The sequence below is a fragment of the Pseudomonas yamanorum genome (genome assembly GCF_900105735.1).
Classification (GTDB): Bacteria; Pseudomonadota; Gammaproteobacteria; order Pseudomonadales; family Pseudomonadaceae; genus Aquipseudomonas; species Aquipseudomonas yamanorum.
This window is the reverse complement of sequence record NZ_LT629793.1, coordinates 2731849-2751708: the sequence shown is the minus strand read 5'-3', so window position 1 is coordinate 2751708 and position 19860 is coordinate 2731849. Positions and strand designations below refer to the sequence as shown.

11 protein-coding genes are annotated in these 19860 nt (G+C 62.9%); 1 reads left to right on the top strand and 10 read right to left on the bottom strand.

Features of this window, described 5'->3' with window-relative positions; all coding sequences use genetic code 11:
• Nucleotides 1–69 precede the first annotated feature (69 nt).
• The 4 genes from urtD to urtA form a co-directional block, all read right to left on the bottom strand.
• Nucleotides 70–930 (bottom strand): urea ABC transporter ATP-binding protein UrtD, encoded by an 861-nt coding sequence (gene urtD, locus BLU46_RS13155; protein ID WP_003217378.1) that lies wholly within the window; start codon nt 928–930, stop codon nt 70–72.
• A complete protein-coding gene (gene urtC / locus BLU46_RS13150; protein ID WP_093202273.1) occupies nt 927–2006 on the bottom strand; it encodes an urea ABC transporter permease subunit UrtC in 1080 nt (359 codons plus the stop codon). The genes urtD and urtC overlap by 4 nt, the downstream gene beginning before the upstream one ends.
• Nucleotides 2006–3508 carry an urea ABC transporter permease subunit UrtB gene (gene urtB, locus BLU46_RS13145; RefSeq protein ID WP_063033352.1) on the bottom strand — a complete coding sequence of 501 codons (1503 nt, stop codon included), beginning with the start codon at nt 3506–3508 and terminating at the stop codon, nt 2006–2008. Before urtB ends, urtC begins: the two co-directional genes overlap by 1 nt.
• Before the next feature lie 134 nt (nt 3509–3642).
• Nucleotides 3643–4908, bottom strand: coding sequence for an urea ABC transporter substrate-binding protein (gene urtA / locus BLU46_RS13140; protein WP_093202268.1), 1266 nt, complete (start codon nt 4906–4908; stop codon nt 3643–3645).
• Between the two features lie 297 nt (nt 4909–5205).
• Between urtA and BLU46_RS13135 the strand changes: the two genes are divergently transcribed.
• Nucleotides 5206–11127 carry a hypothetical protein gene (locus BLU46_RS13135; protein WP_093210155.1) on the top strand — a complete coding sequence of 1974 codons (5922 nt, stop codon included), beginning with the start codon at nt 5206–5208 and terminating at the stop codon, nt 11125–11127.
• On the opposite strand, the gene BLU46_RS13130 is transcribed toward BLU46_RS13135, so the two are convergent.
• The 6 genes from BLU46_RS13130 to BLU46_RS13105 all read right to left on the bottom strand — a co-directional run bounded on the left by BLU46_RS13130 (nt 11124) and on the right by BLU46_RS13105 (nt 19834).
• A complete protein-coding gene (locus BLU46_RS13130; RefSeq protein ID WP_063033349.1) occupies nt 11124–12134 on the bottom strand; it encodes a FecCD family ABC transporter permease in 1011 nt (336 codons plus the stop codon). The two genes, BLU46_RS13135 and BLU46_RS13130, sit on opposite strands and share 4 nt — an antisense overlap.
• A complete protein-coding gene (locus BLU46_RS13125) occupies nt 12131–13078 on the bottom strand; it encodes an ABC transporter substrate-binding protein (RefSeq protein WP_093202264.1) in 948 nt (315 codons plus the stop codon). The genes BLU46_RS13130 and BLU46_RS13125 overlap by 4 nt, the downstream gene beginning before the upstream one ends.
• On the bottom strand, nt 13075–13863 hold the full coding sequence (locus tag BLU46_RS13120; protein ID WP_093202259.1) for an ABC transporter ATP-binding protein: 789 nt from the start codon (nt 13861–13863) through the stop codon (nt 13075–13077). Before BLU46_RS13120 ends, BLU46_RS13125 begins: the two co-directional genes overlap by 4 nt.
• A gap of 139 nt (nt 13864–14002) precedes the next feature.
• Nucleotides 14003–16108: a TonB-dependent receptor gene (locus tag BLU46_RS13115; protein ID WP_093202256.1), complete on the bottom strand. Its 2106-nt coding sequence runs from the start codon at nt 16106–16108 to the stop codon at nt 14003–14005.
• A 152-nt stretch (nt 16109–16260) separates the two neighbouring features.
• Nucleotides 16261–17643 carry a PepSY-associated TM helix domain-containing protein gene (locus BLU46_RS13110; protein WP_093210154.1) on the bottom strand — a complete coding sequence of 461 codons (1383 nt, stop codon included), beginning with the start codon at nt 17641–17643 and terminating at the stop codon, nt 16261–16263.
• A 118-nt stretch (nt 17644–17761) separates the two neighbouring features.
• Nucleotides 17762–19834: a TonB-dependent copper receptor gene (locus BLU46_RS13105; RefSeq protein ID WP_093202252.1), complete on the bottom strand. Its 2073-nt coding sequence runs from the start codon at nt 19832–19834 to the stop codon at nt 17762–17764.
• Nucleotides 19835–19860: the final 26 nt, after the last annotated feature.

Genomic DNA, 19860 nt, shown 5'->3' with positions numbered 1-19860 from the left:
CAGGCGACTCGGTGTATCAGCTGCACCGTGTCGATGCCATCGCAGGCAAGCCAGCTCCCACATGAAGCATCAGCGACCGAGGTAAACCTCGATCACCCGCTCATTTTCCTGCACCTGTTCCAGCGACCCTTCGGCCAGCACGCTGCCCTGGTGCAACACTGTCACGTGGTCGGCAATCGAGCCGACAAAGCCCATGTCGTGCTCCACCACCATCAGCGAGTGCTTGCCCGCCAGGCGCTTGAACAGCTCGGCGGTGAACTCGGTTTCGGCGTCGGTCATGCCGGCCACCGGTTCGTCCAGCAGCAACAGTTGCGGGTCCTGCATCAGCAGCATGCCGATTTCCAGGAACTGCTTCTGGCCGTGGGACAGCAAACCGGCGGGGCGGTTGACCGAGGCGGTCAGGCGGATGGTGTCGAGGACTTCGCTGATGCGGTCTTTCTGCTCGCCGCTCAAACGCGCCCGCAGGCTGGCCCACACCGACTTGTCGGTCTTCTGCGCCAGCTCGAGGTTTTCGAACACGCTGAGGGCTTCGAATACCGTGGGCTTCTGGAACTTGCGACCGATGCCGGCCTGGGCGATCTGCACTTCGCTCATGCTCGTCAGGTCCAGGGTTTCGCCGAACCAGGCCTTGCCGTGGCTGGGCCGGGTCTTGCCGGTGATCACGTCCATCAGCGTGGTCTTGCCCGCGCCGTTGGGGCCGATGATGCAGCGCAATTCGCCGACGCCGATGTACAGGTTCAAGTCGTTCAACGCCTTGAAGCCGTCGAAGCTGACGCTGATGTCTTCCAGGGTCAGGATGGTGCCGTGGCGGGTGTTCAGGCCTTTACCCGCAGCCTGGCCGAGGCCGATGGCATCGCGGGCGCTGCCCTGGTCTTTGTTGGGTTCAAGGATAGGTTCGAGCATAAATTCGGCCGTCGCTGTGATCCTCATTGGTCGCCCCTTTTCTTCAGCAGGCCAATCACACCCTTGGGCAAATACAGGGTGACGATGATGAACAGCGCACCGAGGAAGAACAGCCAGTACTCAGGAAACGCCACGGTGAACCAGCTTTTCATTCCGTTGACCACACCGGCGCCCAGCAGCGGGCCGATCAAGGTTCCGCGCCCGCCGAGGGCCACCCACACAGCGGCCTCGATGGAGTTGGTCGGCGACATTTCGCTGGGGTTGATGATGCCTACTTGCGGCACATACAACGCGCCCGCCAAACCACACAGCACCGCGCTCAACACCCACACGAACAGCTTGAAGCCACGTGGGTCGTAGCCGCAGAACATCAGGCGATTTTCCGCATCCCGCAGTGCCGTCAGCACCCGACCAAACTTGCTCTGGGCCAGGCGCCAGCCGATGTACAGGCTCGCCACCAGCAACGCCACGGTGGCCACAAACAGCACCGCCCGCGTGCCCGGTTCGGTGATGCCAAACCCGAGGATGCTGCGGAAATTGGTAAAGCCGTTATTGCCGCCAAACCCGGTCTCGTTGCGGAAGAACAGCAGCATCCCGGCGAAGGTCAGGGCCTGAGTCATGATCGAGAAGTACACGCCCTTGATCCGCGAGCGGAAGGCGAAGAACCCGAACACCAGCGCCAGCAAGCCCGGCGCCAACACCACCAGGCACATCGCCCAAAGGAAGTGGCTGGTGCCGGTCCAGTACCACGGCAACTCGGTCCACGACAAAAAGGTCATGAACGCCGGCAGCTCATCGCCGGACGCCTGGCGCATCAGGTACATGCCCATGGCATAACCGCCCAGCGCAAAAAACAGGCCGTGGCCGAGGGACAACATCCCGGCATAACCCCACACCAGATCCAGGGCCAGGGCGACAATGGCGTAGCACAGAATCTTGCCCACCAACGTCAACGTATAGGCGGAAACGTGCAGCGGGTTTTCCGGTGACAACAGCGAGAACAACGGCAGCGCCAGCAGCAGAATCAGTACCACTGCACCGACCGCGACGGTCACCTTGGGGCCGGCCTTTTGCGCGGCCGTGAGCATCAATGGCTGGTTCATCAGTCGATCACCCGTCCTTTCAGTGCGAAGAGTCCTTGCGGGCGTTTCTGGATGAACAGAATGATCAGCGCGAGGATCAGGATCTTGCCGAGTACGGCACCGATCTGCGGTTCGAGAATCTTGTTGGCTATCCCTAAGCCGAAGGCGGCCATGACGCTACCGGCCAACTGGCCGACGCCGCCGAGCACCACCACCAGGAACGAGTCGATGATGTAGCTCTGGCCGAGGTCCGGGCCGACGTTGCCGATCTGGCTCAGGGCAACACCGCCGAGGCCGGCGATGCCGGAACCGAGGCCAAAGGCGAGCATGTCTACGCGCCCGGTGGGCACGCCGCAGCAGGCTGCCATGTTGCGGTTCTGGGTCACAGCCCGCACGTTGAGGCCCAGGCGTGTCTTGTTCAGCAGCAGCCAGGTCAGCACCACCACAAACAGCGCGAAGGCGATGATCACGATGCGGTTGTACGGCAGCACCAGATTGGGCAGCACCTGGATCCCACCGGACAGCCACTCGGGGTTGGCCACTTCAACGTTCTGCGCGCCGAACACCAGGCGCACCAACTGGATCAGCATGAGGCTGATGCCCCAGGTGGCGAGCAGGGTTTCCAGTGGGCGGCCGTAGAGGTGACGAATCACCGTGCGCTCCAGGGCCATGCCGATGGCGGCGGTGACAAAAAACGCCACCGGCAGCGCGATCAGCGGGTAGAACTCGATGGCCTGGGGCACGTAGCGCTGCATCAGTAACTGCACCACATAGGTGGAGTAGGCGCCGAGCATCAGCATCTCGCCGTGGGCCATGTTGATCACCCCGAGCAAGCCGAAGGTGATCGCCAGGCCGAGCGCTGCCAGCAGCAGGATCGAACCCAGGGACATGCCGCTGAAGGCCTGGCCGAGAATCTCGCCCACCATCAGTTTGCGTTTGACCTGAGCGAGGCTGGTTTCGGCGGCGGTGTGTACCGTGGCGTCGGCTTCGACGCCGGGGGCGAGCAGGGCTTCCAGGCGAGTGCGGGCCAGCGGGTCGCCGGTGCCACCGAGCAAGCGCACGGCGGCCAAGCGCACGGCCGGGTCGGGGTCTACCAGTTGCAGGTTGGCCAGGGCGAGGCTGAGGGCAACGTGTACGTCGTCATTGGTTTCGCCGGCGAGTTGCTGGTCGAGGAATTTCAGCTGCGCAGGTTGTGCGCTTTTTTGCAGAGTCTGGGCGGCGGCAAGGCGCACCTTGGGGTCGGCGGCGAGCAATTCCTGGCTGGCTTGCACGTTGTCGATCAGGCCGCGCAGGCGGTTGTTCAGGCGTACGGTTTTGGTCTCACCGTTGACCGTGATCTGGCCTTGTTGCAGGGCGTCCACCAACTCGATGCGCGCCGGGTCGGGCTGGGCGGCCCAGTCCTGGAGCAGCTTGGCTTGTTGCATCGGGTTGGCGTTGATGAAGTCTTCGGCGTCGCTGGCGTGTGCGGCGAAGGGCAGCAACAGCAGGGCGGCGAGGATGAAGCGATATAGGGCAGTGGGCATACAAAATGTCCTGATCATGCACGGACAATGTGGGAGCGGGCTTGCTCGCGAAAGCGCTGGCTCAGTTTCGGATGCGTCGACTGACACACCGCTTTCGCGAGCAAGCCCGCTCCCACATTTAGACCGAGTCGGTCTTAGTTGCTCTTGACGGCGTAATCCGGCTTTTTGTCATTCCCCGGAATGTACGGGCTCCACGGTTGCGCCCGAATTGGCTCCTGGGTCTGCCACACCACCGAGAACTGCCCGTCAGACTGGATCTCACCGATCATCACCGGCTTGTGCAGGTGGTGGTTGGTCTTGTCCATGGTCAGGGTGAAGCCGGACGGCGCGGCAAAGGTCTGCCCGGCCATGGCTTCACGCACTTTGTCGACGTCGGTGGACTTGGCTTTCTCCACCGCCTGCGCCCACATGTGGATGCCCACGTAGGTGGCTTCCATCGGGTCGTTGGTCACGGCTTTGTCCGCGCCCGGCAGGTTGTGGGCCTTGGCGTAGGCTTTCCAGTCGGCGACGAATTTCTTGTTCACCGGGTTCTCCACCGACTGGAAGTAGTTCCAGGCGGCGAGGTTGCCCACCAGCGGCTTGGTGTCGATGCCGCGCAGTTCTTCTTCACCCACGGAGAAGGCGACTACCGGTACGTCGGTAGCCTTCAGGCCCTGGTTCGCCAGCTCTTTGTAGAACGGCACGTTGGAGTCGCCATTCACGGTGGAGATCACGGCGGTCTTGCCACCGGCCGAGAACTTTTTGATGTTGGCCACGATGGTCTGGTAATCGCTGTGGCCGAACGGGGTGTAGACCTCTTCGATGTCTTTATCGGCTACGCCCTTGGAGTGCAGGAACGAACGCAGAATCTTGTTGGTGGTGCGCGGGTACACGTAGTCGGTGCCCAGCAGGAAGAAGCGCTTGGCGCCGCCGCCTTCTTCGCTCATCAGGTATTCAACCGCCGGGATCGCCTGCTGGTTCGGCGCCGCACCGGTATAGAACACGTTCGGCGACATCTCTTCGCCTTCGTATTGCACCGGGTAGAACAGCAGGCCGTTGAGTTCTTTGAACACCGGCAATACCGATTTGCGCGACACCGAGGTCCAGCAACCGAACACCACGGCGACCTTGTCCTGGGTCAGCAACTGGCGGCCCTTTTCAGCGAACAGCGGCCAGTTGGAAGCCGGGTCCACCACTACCGGTTCAAGCATCTTGCCGTTCACGCCGCCCTTGGCGTTGATCTCGTCGATGGTCATCAGCGCCATGTCTTTCAGCGAGGTCTCGGAGATCGCCATGGTCCCGGACAGCGAGTGCAGAATGCCGACCTTGATGGTCTCGGCGGCCTGCACCGTCCAGGTCATGCCCATCGCGGCGATGGATGCCGACAGTGTGAAAGCCTTGATCAAGCTGCGACGCTTCATTGTGCAATCTCCATGACTCAATGATGTGATGAGGGAGTGATTGCAAAGGCTGTGCCGGGGCGCGCAATCGTGGTGCGCGCGAGCTGTGATCGGTCTGTGGGGGTGGGCGATGCACCAATGCGGCGCCATTCCCGGCGGCGTGTGCGCGCAGGCGCACCCTGATGGTGCCTGATGCCCCGAGCCTTAACTATCTAATGCCTGCGTCCAGCCAAACCCTTGAAAGTGAAGCCTGCCTGGCGCCCTCGGCAACCCAGGGACAGCGTCAGTTTTCTTAACTTCACTCAAGTGGCGATGGACATGGACAGTACTCACATTCAAGACGATCAAGCGGCGAGCATGCGCAGGCCGGTTCCCCATCTGGGGCCGGCATTCGTCACCGACCACGATGCCGCCCATTGGGCGCATCAACAGATCGGCAACCGGCGGGAGACGGTATTTGGCGGGCTGGTTTTCAAGCGTGATGACGGGATGTACCTGCCGACCGTACCGGTGGCCGGCACCGCCACTGCATTCGATTTCCAGAGCGACCTGCTCAAGGTCGATGCCAACAGGAATTTCCTGGCGTACGAGGGCCACAGCGTTCACGCCCTGTACAGTTCGCGCGCCGGGGACGGCGCCCGGCGCTCCGCGCAGATACAGCACTGGACAGACGCGCAGCGCCGCCTGGATCGCAGCTTTTTCCCCATCAATATCCTGCGCATCATCATCCAGGTGCGCAGGCTGTGCACCCGTTACTACCTGTCCGGGTTCTATGGTTCGCTCATCCAGTATGAAAGCAGCGGCTCTGCGACTGAGGCCAGCTTCTTGAGCAAGTTGATGGCGGCCAAGCCTGCGGCCGATTTCGACGACTACATCGCCTTTATCAATGAGGCGGCCAGAGCCGGTTACCTGCGGGTCATCGTTGCCAACGCCGAGTTGGGTGGAAAGCCTGGCCAACTGCTGACGCCGTGGACACTCAATCAAACCCTGTCGCAGATCGGGCAGGAGGCACTGGCGCCCCTCGCCAGCCCAGTCAGCCGCCGGTGGCAGGACGCGGTGCGAGCGGTTTTGCCGCCGCTGGGGTTCGCACGGCAGGAGAGCCACTTTGGCTATCTGTACAAAAGCGCGTCGAACCAGTTCGTGGCCGAATTTCCGTCGGACGAACTCAAGGCGGCGTTTGCGCTGACCAGTGGCAAGTTGTCGCTGCCTAAAGTGCACAAGGCGGACAGTGAGTTTTTAACCTTCGGTATTTACTGCTCCCTATCGCCGCAGGCGAAACCCACCGTGGCGAAGGAGTCGTGGCTGGCCGAAAATTTCTTCCCGGCTTCTGCGTTGGCTGCCGTGGCGATGATGGCGGGGACCGACGACCTGGGCTTGCACTTTTACTTGCGTGCCAACGACGGCGCGCTGCTGATGTACCACTGCACAGGCTCGCAGGCGCAGTCCCGGTTGTTCGCCAATTACGGTGCGGAGATCGACAGGCGCTTGAAGGACGGTACCTTGAGCCCTTCCGAGTTTGTCCGGCAGGTGGCCGCTGTGGGTACGCTGACGGTGGTTGAGCCCGGACGGGTATGGGACAAGGCCGGAGTGGTAGGACCGCAATGGCGGGCCTTCGCGAAAGTCCATGCGTCGCTGAGCCCTGCCTTCGTCACCGCCGATGACGCTGCACGCTACCTGCATTACACGGTGGGTTCACCCCACGGCTCTTTTCTCCAGGCTTACATCTTCAAGCGCAGCGATGGGCTGTTTGTGGCCTCCAGGCTGTCAGACCCTGACACGTGGCGGTCGTTGTGGGGTGGGGCATTGCCCGCCGACAACGCTGTGACGCGGGTCGAGCTTGAAGGCCACCAACTGGTTGGCGAGTTCAATCGACCTGTCTACGACCTGGCCGAGGTGCGTGCCAACTATCCTCAAAAAACCTCGCGACAACTGGCGCTCCTGATCAGTACACCGTCGACTCAAGCAATCGACATGACGCTGGTTTTTTCCGATCAGATCAAGGTGCTTTACACCAGCGGAACGAACGGTACGTTGATCAAATACGCTGTCAGCGGCTCTCGGGCCGAGCGTGAATTCGGCGAGTACCTGGCGCGAGTTGAGCGCGATGGCCAAGGTGTGGCCCGCGTACAAGGTTTTGACGGCACTCGTGAAGGGCTGATCAAAGAGCTGGTAAAACTCGGTGAGTTGACGGTGCTGCTGGCGGATGAGACCTGGTACAACGTCCAGGGCCGAGTCCCGGCCACCTGGGAACCCGAAACGCCTTTCGCCGCCGCAGCCCCCATTAATGCGCCCCTGAGCTGGGTTTTCACTGACCTGGCAACCGCCGCCCGTTATGCCCATGACCGTATGCAGGCAACGGCGGATGGCCGGCGAGTCGGCTGCATCCTCAAACACTCGAGTGCAGAGCAGTATGTGGTCAGCGAACCTTGCGCACCGATACCCGCCGGCGAAGCCCTTTTCGAGTTGGCGAATGTTTTTCGCAATGCCGGCCTGCCGCCAGGCTTCGCCCTGCGTGGCTGGTACTGCCGCAGCGAACCGGACGCCACCGGCATCGCCGCCGAACCCTGGCTGTACGAGGCGTTTATCGACACCACGGATTTTGCCCAGGGGATTGCCGCGCTGCGCATCCACCCCGAGAGCAATCCGGCCTTCTACCTCAGCACGGCGGACGGCGCTCAGCTGGCTTATGACGCTTCCGGCTCGGCCGAGGAAAGCCAGCTCTACCAGGTGCTGCCCGATGGCCGGGTAACGGACAACGGGCTGGGAGATGAGCTGCGAGCCGCTACCGTGACGCCCCACGAGATGATCCAAAAGGTCGCCGGCGCCGGGGCGCTGTCGGTGTTGCAACCGGGCACGTTGTGGGATGTGGCGGGGCTGGTCGCCGACACCTGGCGACCTTACGCCCTGGCACCTCGCCCGCAACTGAGCCGCGGTTTTCTCCAAATAGAAGACGCGGCACGCCACGCTCACGGGCAAATCGGCAGCTGGCGTGAGGGCGAATACTGCGGCTATATCCTGCAGCGTCCGGACGGCCTTTATGTGGCCACCGAGCCATTGCCGGCCAGTGACGCCGGGCGCTTTGCCCAGGGCGTTGTCTACCCCCAGGACGTCAAGGGCCGCTCACTGCTCCCGCCCCGTCACGTGCTGAAGGCCGTATACGGTTCCAGCCGAGGGGTTTCGCTGCTGGAACCCGAGCGCCTGCAGCGCCCGGGCTGGTCGCGGGACGATGCCTGTCTGGAGGCGCAGATGTTCAGCGCCCTGGACGTGCACACGCTGATCCGCAAACGCCAGCAGGTGTCCGTGGCCTACCTGTCGGGCGCCGAAGATTGTTTGCTGGCGTATGACCTGATCGACTCACCCGCCCAGGCGAGCCTGTTCAAGGCGCTCGACCCCTCGCCCCAACGCAGCCCGGCGGCCCTCAACCTGGCCAACGGCACATTGACGGCGATGGAGTGGATTCGGCAAGTAGCGGCGGCCGGCAGTGTGCGGGTGGTGCTGGGCAACCCGTTGTGGGGCGCGCCGGGGCTGATCACCGAGCACTGGCAGCCACGCCTGCCGATACTCCGGCGCGAACGGACGGAGCTGGTTGCCTATGGTCCGGCCTGCGCCAGTGCCGCTGACGCGGCTCGGGCACTGCACACGCGCCTGGACCATGAAGCACCGACGCAAACCGGTTTCGGTTTCATGCTCAAGCATCGCGATCAGGACGCTTTTGTCTGCTCCGAGCTTGTACCCGCCTGGGATAAGGCCGGGCTGTTCGCCTTGAACGCCGTGTTTGCCGTGGATGACGACGGCGAATTCATTTACCCGGCGGGTTATCAACTGCATGCCTTGGTTTACCGGCGCAACTGGATGCCACAGGGGCTGACCACCGCCGAACACTGGCTGGCACAGCATTTTATTTCGGCGGCGGATCTGGCCAGTGCCACCGTCGAGGCCAAGCGCCAACGGGAGACAGGCGCACTGACGGGCTTGCCGGTGTTTATCTCGACACTGGACCAGGCGCTGCTGCAGGTACAAACGCCGGTGTCATCGACGCTGTTCAACCCGGTGCGTCAGCCGTCGGGGGTCTTTGAAGACGTGCAGACCTTGATGGCCAGCGGGCAGCTCTCGGCAATCGGGTTTGTCAACGAAGTGGCGAAGTTGAGCTGGTTGAGCGTTTTGGTGCCGAGCGAATGCTGGGGGTTGGCGGGTAAGCTGGATGTCAGCCAAGCCCCATGGACCGCCTTCGCCAACTTTATGCGTCGCCCATTGAGCCCGCTGTTCAGTCATCAGGCCGATGCGGTGCGTTACGCCCACCAACAGCTGGGCACACAGCGCGACACGCTGCATGGCGGGCTGGTGTTGCAGCGCAACGGCAAGTTTGTCGCGACCCTGGCGGTGCCGGTGTTGAGTGAAGACTTCGACCCGAACGTCATCCTGCCGGGCCTGGACGTCAGCCAGGCGCTGCTGGCCCCCGGCTGGAAAATGGTCGCGCGCTACCGGTCACGTCCCGCCCGGGTGCTGGGGTTCTGGTTGCCCTCTGAAGAAAACGCGGTGTATCAAAACCTGTTCTCGACCAACGTGCTGGGGACTGCCCTGAAGTCAGGCCACCTGTGGACCCACGAATACCTGCTGACGCCCGATGGCTCACTCATCGGTTTCAGTACCCAGGACGTGGAGCGGAGCTTGCTCGCCCCGGCCCAGCGCAACGAAGCGACACAGTTGCTCAGCCACCTGGAAACCTCCCTGGCCCCCAACAGCCTGGCGCTGCACGACCCTTACAGCAATGCCGTCGAGCAGCAGATGCGCAGCGGCCGCAAGAGCCCCACCGAGCTGGTCAATCAGCTGGCGCGGGTGGGGACTTTGCAGGTACTGGAGGGCGGCCCGTTGTGGGGCACTGCCCAGCGTGTGCTGCCGGGCTGGATGCCCGGCCTGGCCTATGTTGCACCGCAGACGGCGGTCCATGCCGTGGCGGATCGGCAGCTGGGCCCGGTGTTCAAGCATGCCGACGACGCGGCACGCCATGGTCATCAATACGCCCAGGCGCGCACTGAACTGAGCTTCGGCGTGATTCTCAAGTCCTCCGACAATGGGCATTTTGTCGCCTGCGCGCCGGTCAAGGGGGATGACCTGGGCTTTGCTCTCGACCGGGCGTTCCTGCGCGGCCAGTTGCCCATCGGGTACAGCCTGCAAGGCCTGTATCTGAGACTCCCGCAGCGCGCGGCGCCCGAGTTGCCCCAGGCCGAAGGCTACGCGCAACTGATGGCTCCGGCCGTGGTGCTGGCGGCGCTGAGCTTTTCGCGGGTGGCACAGAGCGAGCGTTTCCTGGCGTTGTATGTGTCGTGCCCCGATGGCTCACTGTTTCGGTATCAGGCAGTGCAGATCGATCCGGATTGGGATTCCAGCCGTCGGCAGGCGGCGTATCTGAAACACCTTAACAGTCGTGGCAGCATCGACAGTCATGTGCTGAAACTGGTGGAGTCCGGCGAGCTGCGGGTACTCGACAGCAGCCCGTTCTGGGACGCCTTGTTGCCACGCATAAAGCGCCTGGCCACGACACTGGCAGTGCTCGATACCCGCCTGGCCCTTGGCCCGTTGTGCGCGCACCCGGACGATGCGGCGCGCCTGGCGTGGCAACAGGTTGTGCCGCTGGCGCACCAGCCGCGGCTGGGGGCGCTGCTGGGCAACGGCGACAGCGACACCTTCATCGCCGTGCAACCGGTGGCAGACCCGGGCCCCTCGGTGGCCGTGGGACTGCGGCCGGATACACCGGCCTACAAGGCACTGTTCGAGGGCATCATGAACCTCGGCTATCCCAGCACATCGACCCGCTACCCGGCGGGCTACAAGGTGATGGGCGTCCAGCAGTTGTTCAAACTCGACACCGAGCGCCAGCATCTGGGGGATCGCTACGAAGAAGGCCTGGCCCACAACTTCATTGCCCAGAAGGAAATTCGCGGGTTCATCGAGATGCTGCGCCAGGGCAAGATCGCGGGGGCGCGTTACTACTTCACCCCGGTGCACGGCGCGTTGATTGTCTATGAGCCCAGCTATCACGCGGACGAAAGCCAGTTGCTGCGGGATGACTGGATCGATGAAGACACGGGTGTGATGAAGGTCAAGCCCAGCGAGGTGATCCGTCGGTTGGCGACCTCGGGCAAGCTGACCATCCTGGAAACCGACCGCTTCTGGCAACCCCGCAGCCAGGTGGCACGGCGCTTGTTGCAGGCTTTCAAGCAGGCCGACCAGGGTGTTTAACGCTTGCGCATCAAGCCGATAAAAAACAGCCCGCCGATGGCCGCCGTGGCCACACCGATGGGCAGGTCTTCGGGGGCGATCATCGTGCGGGCCGCCACATCGACCCAGACCAGGAACACACTGCCCAACAGTACGCACACCGGCAGCAAACGCCGGTGTTCGGCACCCACAAGACGCCGGGCAATGTGCGGCACCATCAGCCCGACAAAGCCGATGGAACCGCTGATGGACACCAGCACGCCGGTCATCAGCGAGGCGATCAAAAACACCTTGAGCCGCACATTGCGCGCGTTCAGGCCCAGGGTCACGGCGGTCTGTTCGCCGGCCATCAGCGCGTTCAACGGGCGTGCCATCCCCAACAGCAACACCAGCCCCAGCAACACCGTGGCGAAGGGAATTGTCAGCAGTTCCCAACGCGCCAACCCGAGGCCGCCGAGCATCCAGAACATCACCGCCGAGGCCGCGCGATGGTCGCCCATGAACAACAGCAAATTGGCCACCGCCATCATCACGAACGACACCGCCACCCCGCATAGCAGCAGGCGGTCACTCTCCAGCCGACCGTTGCGACTGGCCACCGCCAGCACCACGATCATGCTCAGCAACGCGCCGATGAACGCCGCGATGGGCAGGGTCAGCAGGCCGATCACTTCACCCACATGCAACACCACGATCACCGCGCCGAGGGTGGCGCCGGAGGTCACGCCCAGCAGGTGCGGATCCGCCAGCGGGTTGCGCGTCACCGCCTGCAACACCGCACCAATCAACGCCAGCCCGGCGCCCACCAGGGCACCGAGCAACATGCGCGGTACGCGGATCAGCCACACGATATGTTCCTGCCCGGCGCTCCAGTCCACCTCGCCCATGCCGAAGGCTTTATGCAGCAAGATCCGCCACACCACGTCCACCGGCACCCGCGCCGAGCCGAACCCCAGCGAGACCACGCATGAGATCAGCAACAACGCGCCAAGGGCACTCAGCAGCAGGGCGTAGCGACGGGTAATCATTCGCCGTGGAACCCCTTGGCCAGGGTTTCAACCGCCAGCACGTTGTCGATGCCCGGCGTGGCTTGCACGTAGGGGATCACGATAAAACGCTGGTTCTTGATGGCGTCCACCGATTGCAGCGCCGGGTTGTTCAGCAGGAACTGCTCTTTTTGATCGGCGGTGATTTCGCTGTAGTCGACGATCACGATGACTTGCGGATTGCGCTCCACCACGGTTTCCCAGTTGACCCGGGTCCAGCTGGCGTCCACGTCATCCAGAATGTTGCGGCCGCCGGCGGCATCGATCAGCGCCTGGGGCATGCCCAGGCGGCCGGAGGTCATGGCGCGGTCTTCGCCGCTGTCGTAGAGGAACACGCGAGGTTTGTCGACCGGCAGGTTTTTCTGCACTTCGGCCACCTGTGCCTGCATCTGTGCAATAAGCGCATTGGCGCGGTCCTGCACGTCGAAGATCTTGCCCAGGTTGCGCAGGTCGTTATAGGTGTCTTCCAGGGTGGCCGCCGGGCGCTTCATCACGAAGGCACAGGACTCCGTCAGCTCATAGACGTTGATGCCCAACGGTTGCAGGGTTTGCGGGGTGAGGTCGCCACCGACGCGCATGCCGTAGTCCCAGCCGGCGAAGAAGAAGTCGACGTTGGCATTGAGCAGGGTTTCCACCGACGGGTATTTGCTCGCCAGTTCCGGCAGGCCGTCGAGGATCTGCGCCATTTCCGGCGTCACGGACTTCCAGCCGGTCACGCCGCTGTAGCCGGCCATGTGCGACTTGAGGCCCAGGGCGAGCATCATCTGGGTCATGTTGATGTCGTGGCTGACCGCGTGTTTCGGGGCCTCGGCGAAGGTCACTTCGCGGTTGCAGCTCTTGATTTTCAGCGGGTAATGGGTCGCTTCGGCGAACGCTTGAGCAGTGCCGAGCAGCAACGCGAGAGACAGCAGGGAGCGCAGGATCATGGTTGGGTTATCCAGGTAATTCGGGGGTAGCCGGACAAGGGGTGAGTGTCGATCAATGCTTCAACGCCGAACACTTCGCGCAGCAATTCGGCGGTCAGCACCTCGTGAGGTGTGCCGCTGGCGACGATGCGCCCGTGGTTGATCACGTACAGCCGATCGCAGAACGCGGCGGCCAGGTTCAGGTCGTGAATGCTGGCCAGGGTGCCGATGTTCAGGCGTTTGACCAGTTGCAGCAATTGCAGCTGGTAGCGCGGGTCGAGGTGGTTGGTCGGTTCGTCGAGGATCAGCAGTTGCGGTTGCTGGGCCAGGGCGCGGGCCAGGATCACCCGCTGCTTTTCACCCCCCGAGAGGGTGGCGAAGGCGTGGTCTTCAAAGCCCAGCAGGCCGACGGATTCGAGGGCCTGGCGGATCAGGTTGCGGTCTTCAAGGGTGTCGCTGTCGAACAGGCCCTTGTGAGGTGTGCGGCCCATGGCGACCACTTCATCCACCCGCAGGCCGAACGCATCGGGAAATTCCTGGAGCACCACGGCGATACGTTGTGCGCACCATTTCGAGGATTGCTTCCAGACGTTCTGGTGTTCCAGCAGCACCTCACCCGCAGCCGGTTTGCTGAACCGGTAGGCACAGCGCAGCAGGCTGGTCTTGCCGCTGCCGTTGGGACCGATCAGCCCGACAAACTCACCGGCACCCACCCGCAGGCTGGCATCACGCAGTTGGAACTGGTGATGGCAGTGCTCATGGCCGGGAGGGGCCCAGGCGAGGTCGGTGAGGTTGAGTGAGGTCATCTTTACTCTCAGGTCCAACACAGGACAAATGTGGGAGCGGGCTTGCTCGCGAAAGCGGTGGATCAGTAACAGATACAGTGCCTGACACACCGCATTCGCGAGCAAGCCCGCTCTCACATTTGGACAGTGTTGCGTTCAGTTAGAAGGTGTAGTCCGCCGTCACAAAGAACGACCTGGGCTCGCCCAGGATCCATTGCTGGCCGTCATTGTATTGGCTGACGGCGTAGGTGCGGTCAAACAGGTTATTCAATTGCAGGCCCAATGTCGTGTTGCGCATGGCTTTCCACGACACGCTGGCGTCGACCACGGTGTAGCTCGGCACTTCGCTGGTGTTGGCGGCGTTGGCGAAACGCGAGTCTACATAACGCACGCCGGCACCGGCGCGAACGTCGTCAGTGATGGCCTTGCTCAGCCACAGGTTGGCGGTGCGGCGCGGTACGTCGGTGGGGCGGTTGCCGTTGCGGGACACGGCCTGGCCGTTGACCACTTCAGAGAAGTCGTCGTACTGCGCACGTACGATGGCTGCGTTGGCTTGCAACTGCCAGGCGTTCGGCAATTGCAGGTCGAGGCTGGCTTCCAGGCCGTTGGAGGATTGCTGGCCGACTTGTTCCTTGAGGGTGGTGCCTGGGATGCTCACCAACAGCTTCTTTTTGACGATGTGGTAGGCCGCCAGCGTCCATTCACCCCGCGAGTCCCAGAACGCCTGCTTGAGGCCGATCTCGGTTTGCTTGGCGGTGGACAGGCCGAACTGCTGCTGGCTCGGGCTCAGGGTAATCAGGCTGCCGACGCCGTCGGTGCTGGTGGCGTACTGGCCGTATACCGAGGTGTCCGGGGTGATCGCGTAGACCAGGCCGGCTTTCCAGTTGTTGCCGGTGAAGGTCTTGTTGGAGTCGCTGCCATCCACCAGGGAGTCACTGTCGATGTGCACGTAATCGCGGCGCACGCCGGTGATCAGCGACAGTTGATCAGTCAGTTGCAGGCGGTTTTCGGCGAACGCAGCCAGCTGTTTGGTGGTGCTGACGGACTGCGGGACGAAGGGGCTGGCGCTTTCAAACGGTTGCGGTACCGGGTGGTTGATGTCCACCGGTTGGCCGGCGTTCGTCAGGTCATCGAACGGCGAGTTGCTGGCCAGGCGAAAGCGAATGCGGTTGTACTCCACCCCTGTCACCGTCTGGCTGTCGAGGCCGAACAGGGTGTGTTTGAAGGTAAAGGTCTGGCGGTCGCCGATCTGTTCCTGGTTGTGCTTGATGCCCAGGTAGCTCTGGCGCACCAGGCCGCCGTCGACGTAGTTGTAGCTTTCGGCGTTCTGCCAGCGGCGCTGGTTCTTCAGGTACGACAGTTCATTGGTGGCGGTGACGTTGTCGTTGATCTGCCACTCGCTGGTCAGGCGTGTCCACTGGTCGTTGTAGTGCTGGATATCGTTGCTGACGTTGTAGTTCTTGTCCCGCAGCCCCTTGTGCAACTGGCCGTTGATCAGCGGTGTGCCGTAGTCGTTTTGCGGGGTCTGGTCGCCGTAGTCGGAGGCCAGGGTGAAGCTCAGGTTATCCGCTGCTTGCCAGCGCAGGGCGCCGCTGACGAAGTCGCTGCCGGACTCGCCACGGTCGATGAAGCCGTTGCTGCGCAGGCGGTTGATGTTCAGGCGATAGCTCAGGGTGTCGGTCAGCGAGCCACCGCTGTCGAGGGCTTGCTGCTGGCGGTCATAGGAACCGTAGCCCAGGCGGACATGGTTCTCGATCTCGCCCTCGAAGGGTTTCTTCGCGATGGTGTTGATCACCGCGCCGGTGGCGCCCTGGCCGTACATCACCGAGGCCGGACCGCGCAGTATGTCCACCCGCTCCACAGACCAGGTGTCCACCGGGAAAGTGGAAGTGCCGGCGCCATCGAACATGCGGGCGCCGTCGTACAGTTGCAGCACCGAACTCTGGCCAGTGAAACCGCGTGCCGACAACGAGGTGCCGCCGTCGCCCGGCGTGCCGGTACGGCTGATGCCGGTGGCCCGGGAAATGGCGTCCTGCACCGTGGCATCGCCCCGTGCGCGAATCTGCTTGCCGGTCTGGCTTTCAACGCTGCCCGGGGTTTGCAGGGCTGTGAGGTTCAAGCGCGAACCTGCCGTGGTCGGGGTTTGCAGGTCGACGCGCTCGTCGTCGACGGCTGGGGCGGAGACGGCACTGGCGGGAAGCGTCAGGGCCTGGGCAGTGTTTTGCAGGGCGAGCAGGCACAGGCCGGACGCAAGGTACTTGTTCATCGGACGATAAATCGCTTCTTCGAGGCGGTACTCGCCGCTGGGCGCGGCGAGTGGGGGAACGCATTAAGTGTTACAACATAACACTTTGTGCGGCGTGGGCGAAAGCCCGCGTAAGACTACATAACGCCTCTAGGCAGGGCATCTCGTCTGTTTCACGCTGAACCTGAAGCAGATTCACGTTGGCCAAACAGACGTGAAAGCACCAGGCGATCCAACGCCCAGACCACGATCAATGAGGCGCCCACCAGCGGAAAGACAATCGCCAGCCCGAGCATGATCACCATCGCGGTTTTCCATTTCGGCAGGTCATGGCGCAGCGGTGGAACCCCCAGCCCACCCTGCGGCCGGCGCTTCCACCAGATCACCACACCGCTGATGGCACTGAGCAGGATCATCAGGCAAATCAGCAGCACGATGATCTGATTGACCACGCCAAACATCTTGCCTTCGTGCAGCATCACGCCGGACTCGGTAACCCGCGCCACGGTGTTGTAGTGCTCCCAGCGCACATCGGCCAGGACCTTGCCGGTGTATTGATCCACATGCAGGGTCGCGTCATTGCGCGGGTCATTGGCGAACACCGCGAGGGTGAACACGCCTTCGGCGGTGGTGGGGAAGGTGACGCTGTAGCCGGGCTCGACCTTGCGTGAGTTGGCGAGGTCGACCACCTGTTGCAGGCGGATACTCGGGGCTGCCGGGCCCTGGCTCATGCCGGCGTGCTTCATGTGCTCGGCATGCTCGCCAGACATCGGCATCGGCGTGTTTTCCATGGCCCACGGCACGGTCTGTTGGCTCGCGGTGTTGAGGCTGCGGGCCTGCTGGTCGGACTGCGGTACGTTGTTCCACATCGCCGCCGGGAATTTATTCCACAGTTCGGCATATTGCTTGCCCCAGAAGCCGGTCCAGGTCATGCCGCTGAGCAGCATCATCAGCAGGAACGCCGCGCCCCAGAAGCCGGCGACTGCGTGCAAGTCCCGCCAGAACAGCCGGCCACGGCTGCCCAGCCGTGGCCACAAAATGCCCGCTGCCGACTTGTTTCGCGGCCACCACAAGTACAGGCCCGAGATCACCAGCATCACGCCCCAGCCGGCAGCCAGTTCCACCAGGCGATCGCCGACGGTGCCGATCATCAACTCACCATGCAGCGCACGTGCTATGGCTTGCAGATTGTATTTGGAATCCTGTTCACCGAGCACGGTGCCGCTATACGGGTCGACGAATACAGTCACTTCGTGCCCGTCGTTACGCATCACGAATTGCGCGCTGCTGGTGGTGTCGGCAGGCGGCAGGTATTTGCTGATCTTGCCTTGGGGATACGCGGCCTGGGCGCGTTGCAGTTGCTCGTCGGCACTCAGTGCGTGTTCGGCGCTTTGCACCGTCAGCAGGTTGCCGTACATCAGCGGGTCGAGCTGAGGCTTGAACAAGTAGATGATGCCGGTCAGGGCCAGCAGCACCATGAATGGCGCAACAAACAGCCCGGCGTAGAAATGCCAACGCCAGGCCAGGTTGTAGAAGGAAATCTTGGGTGGGTTCATCAGGGTGTGCTCCGCAAAGGCTTGGATTTTTTGTGTTATCGAGGACGCCATCGCGAGCAGGCCGGCTCCCACAGGGGAATGCATTTCCACTGTGGGAGCTGGCTTGCCTGCGATGCTCTTAGAAGCTCATGTCCACCTTGGTCCAGAGCGTACGCCCCGGTTCCTTGATGGCTTGCGGGTCATTGGCCGGGTAGCCGAACCCGGCGTTGCCGGCCAGGTTCAGGTGCTCGGCGTACGCCTTGCCGAACAGGTTGTCGACGCCCGTGCTGACCTTGAAGTTTTTGTTGATGCGATACGCCGCGTTCAGCGAGAACACGCCAAAGCCCGAGCTCTTGTCGAAGTCCTTACCGACCACGTTGCCCTTGTTCTGGTCGATGCGGTTTTGCGCCGCGACCACCCGCCACAAAGCACCGGCACTCCAGTCGTCCTGGCTGTAGGTCAGCCCGAAGCGCGCATCCAGCGGCGGGATTTGCGGCAGCGGTTTGCCGTCGCTGCTGTTCTTGCCCCAGGCGTAGGCGAAGGTGGCATCGGCTTTCCAGTTGGCGGTCAGCTTGTACGCCGCCCCCAGCTCGCCGCCCATGATTCGTGCGTCGACGTTGCGCGCCTGGGAAGTGGTGCCCATCATTCCCGGCCGGTAGTCGAACAGGATGAAGTCGCGTACCTGGCCGACGTAGCCCGAGGCCCAGGCGTCAAGGTCTGCGGATTTGTATTGCAGGCCGAAATCCAGCTGGGTGGTTTTCTCGGGCTTCACACCATCAAAGGCATTCACTGAACCGACCGCCCCAGTGTTGGGGGAAAACAGCTCCCAGTAGTCCGGGAAACGTTCGGAGTGTCCTAGGCCGGCGTACAGGGTGGTCGGGCTGTCGGCCAGGTCGTGCTCGTAGCGCACAAAGCCCGACGGCAGTGTATCGGCGCGGGTGTTGCCGGCGGTGGGGTTGGGGCTGCTCATCATCCCGGAGCTGATGGTTTGCCGGAAATCCTTGGCCGAGGCTCGGTCCACACGAGCGCCAGTGATCAGGCGGTCGCGGTCGGCGGCGTACCAGGTCAGTTCGCCGAATACGCCGTAGTTGTGGAAGTTGGCGTCCTTGGTGCGGGGCAGGTCTTTGTAGGTGTCGACGCCCATGGCGCTGCGTTGGCGGTGCTCGTTGGTTTGCGCATCAAGGCCGCTGATCAACTGCACATCGGCCCAACGCCAGGTGGCCTTGATGCGTGCGCCGAGGGTGCGGCGGTCGACGTTGGACGCCATGGGGCCGGCCATCATCCCGGTGCCCGAAGGGACGCGCAGGGTGTAGTTGTCCATCACATGATCGGCGTAGTTGTAGTAGACCTGCGCTTCGACCTTATCCAGCACTTCGCCGATATTCGACTTCTCGAATCGCAACCCGAGGCTTTCGCGCAAAAACTGCGAGCCATCCATTCCACGTCCGGCGTAACGGGCTTCGCCGTCGCCACGGCCAGCGGTGAGTTCCAGCAGGGTGTCGGCGTCCGGGGTCCAGCCCACGGCCACGTCGCCGTTCCACTTGTCGTAGCGCGAGGCGACGGTGTCGTTGTTGCCGTCCTTGTAGTCATCGGCGTGGGCCTGGTTGCCTATCACCCGCACATAACCCAGCGGCCCGCCGGCTGCTGCGTCGACGACTTTGTCGAAACGCCCGTTGGAGCCCGCCAGGATGCTGGCGTTGACCCGCGTGCCCAACTCGCCGAATTGCTCGGGCTCGCGTTCGAACAGGATCGTGCCCGCCGAAGCACCCGGCCCCCAGAGCACGGTTTGCGGGCCTTTGATGACCGTCAGCTTGTCGTAGGTTTCCGGCGAGATATAGGAGGTGGGGGCGTCCATCCGGCCGGGGCAGGCGCCGAGCATCATGCTGCCGTTGGTGAGGATGTTCAGGCGTGAGCCGAACATGCCCCGCAGCACCGGGTCACCGTTGGTGCCGCCGTTGCGCACCAGGGCGAAGCCGGGGATGGTCTTGAGGTAGTCGCCGCCGTCGCTGGCGGGTACCGGTTGGCGCGGGTCTTTTGGGTTGGTGACGACGGTCAGTGGTGAGCTTGGGGCAATGGCGGTGATCACCGTCGGGCTCAGTTCGTTCTGGTCGGCATGCTCGTCGGCGTGGACCTGTGGAACCAGCAGCGCGCCACACAGAACGGCGAACACGGGAGTACATCCCAAACGGGTGTCAGCAGAAAACCTGGACATGAAAAATTCCATCAGTCATTCGTAAA

Bases quoted from the DNA above. Each gene is read 5' to 3' on its own strand.
- BLU46_RS13135 (WP_093210155.1), top strand. From the start codon at position 5,206: ATGGACAGTACTCACATTCAAGACGATCAAGCGGCGAGCATGCGCAGG.
- BLU46_RS13125 (WP_093202264.1), bottom strand. From the start codon at position 13,078: ATGATCCTGCGCTCCCTGCTGTCTCTCGCGTTGCTGCTCGGCACTGCT.
- BLU46_RS13105 (WP_093202252.1), bottom strand. From the start codon at position 19,834: ATGTCCAGGTTTTCTGCTGACACCCGTTTGGGATGTACTCCCGTGTTC.
- urtD (WP_003217378.1), bottom strand. From the start codon at position 930: ATGAGGATCACAGCGACGGCCGAATTTATGCTCGAACCTATCCTTGAA.
- BLU46_RS13110 (WP_093210154.1), bottom strand. From the start codon at position 17,643: ATGAACCCACCCAAGATTTCCTTCTACAACCTGGCCTGGCGTTGGCAT.
- BLU46_RS13130 (WP_063033349.1), bottom strand. From the start codon at position 12,134: ATGATTACCCGTCGCTACGCCCTGCTGCTGAGTGCCCTTGGCGCGTTG.
- urtC (WP_093202273.1), bottom strand. From the start codon at position 2,006: ATGAACCAGCCATTGATGCTCACGGCCGCGCAAAAGGCCGGCCCCAAG.
- urtB (WP_063033352.1), bottom strand. From the start codon at position 3,508: ATGCCCACTGCCCTATATCGCTTCATCCTCGCCGCCCTGCTGTTGCTG.
- BLU46_RS13115 (WP_093202256.1), bottom strand. From the start codon at position 16,108: ATGAACAAGTACCTTGCGTCCGGCCTGTGCCTGCTCGCCCTGCAAAAC.
- urtA (WP_093202268.1), bottom strand. From the start codon at position 4,908: ATGAAGCGTCGCAGCTTGATCAAGGCTTTCACACTGTCGGCATCCATC.
- BLU46_RS13120 (WP_093202259.1), bottom strand. From the start codon at position 13,863: ATGACCTCACTCAACCTCACCGACCTCGCCTGGGCCCCTCCCGGCCAT.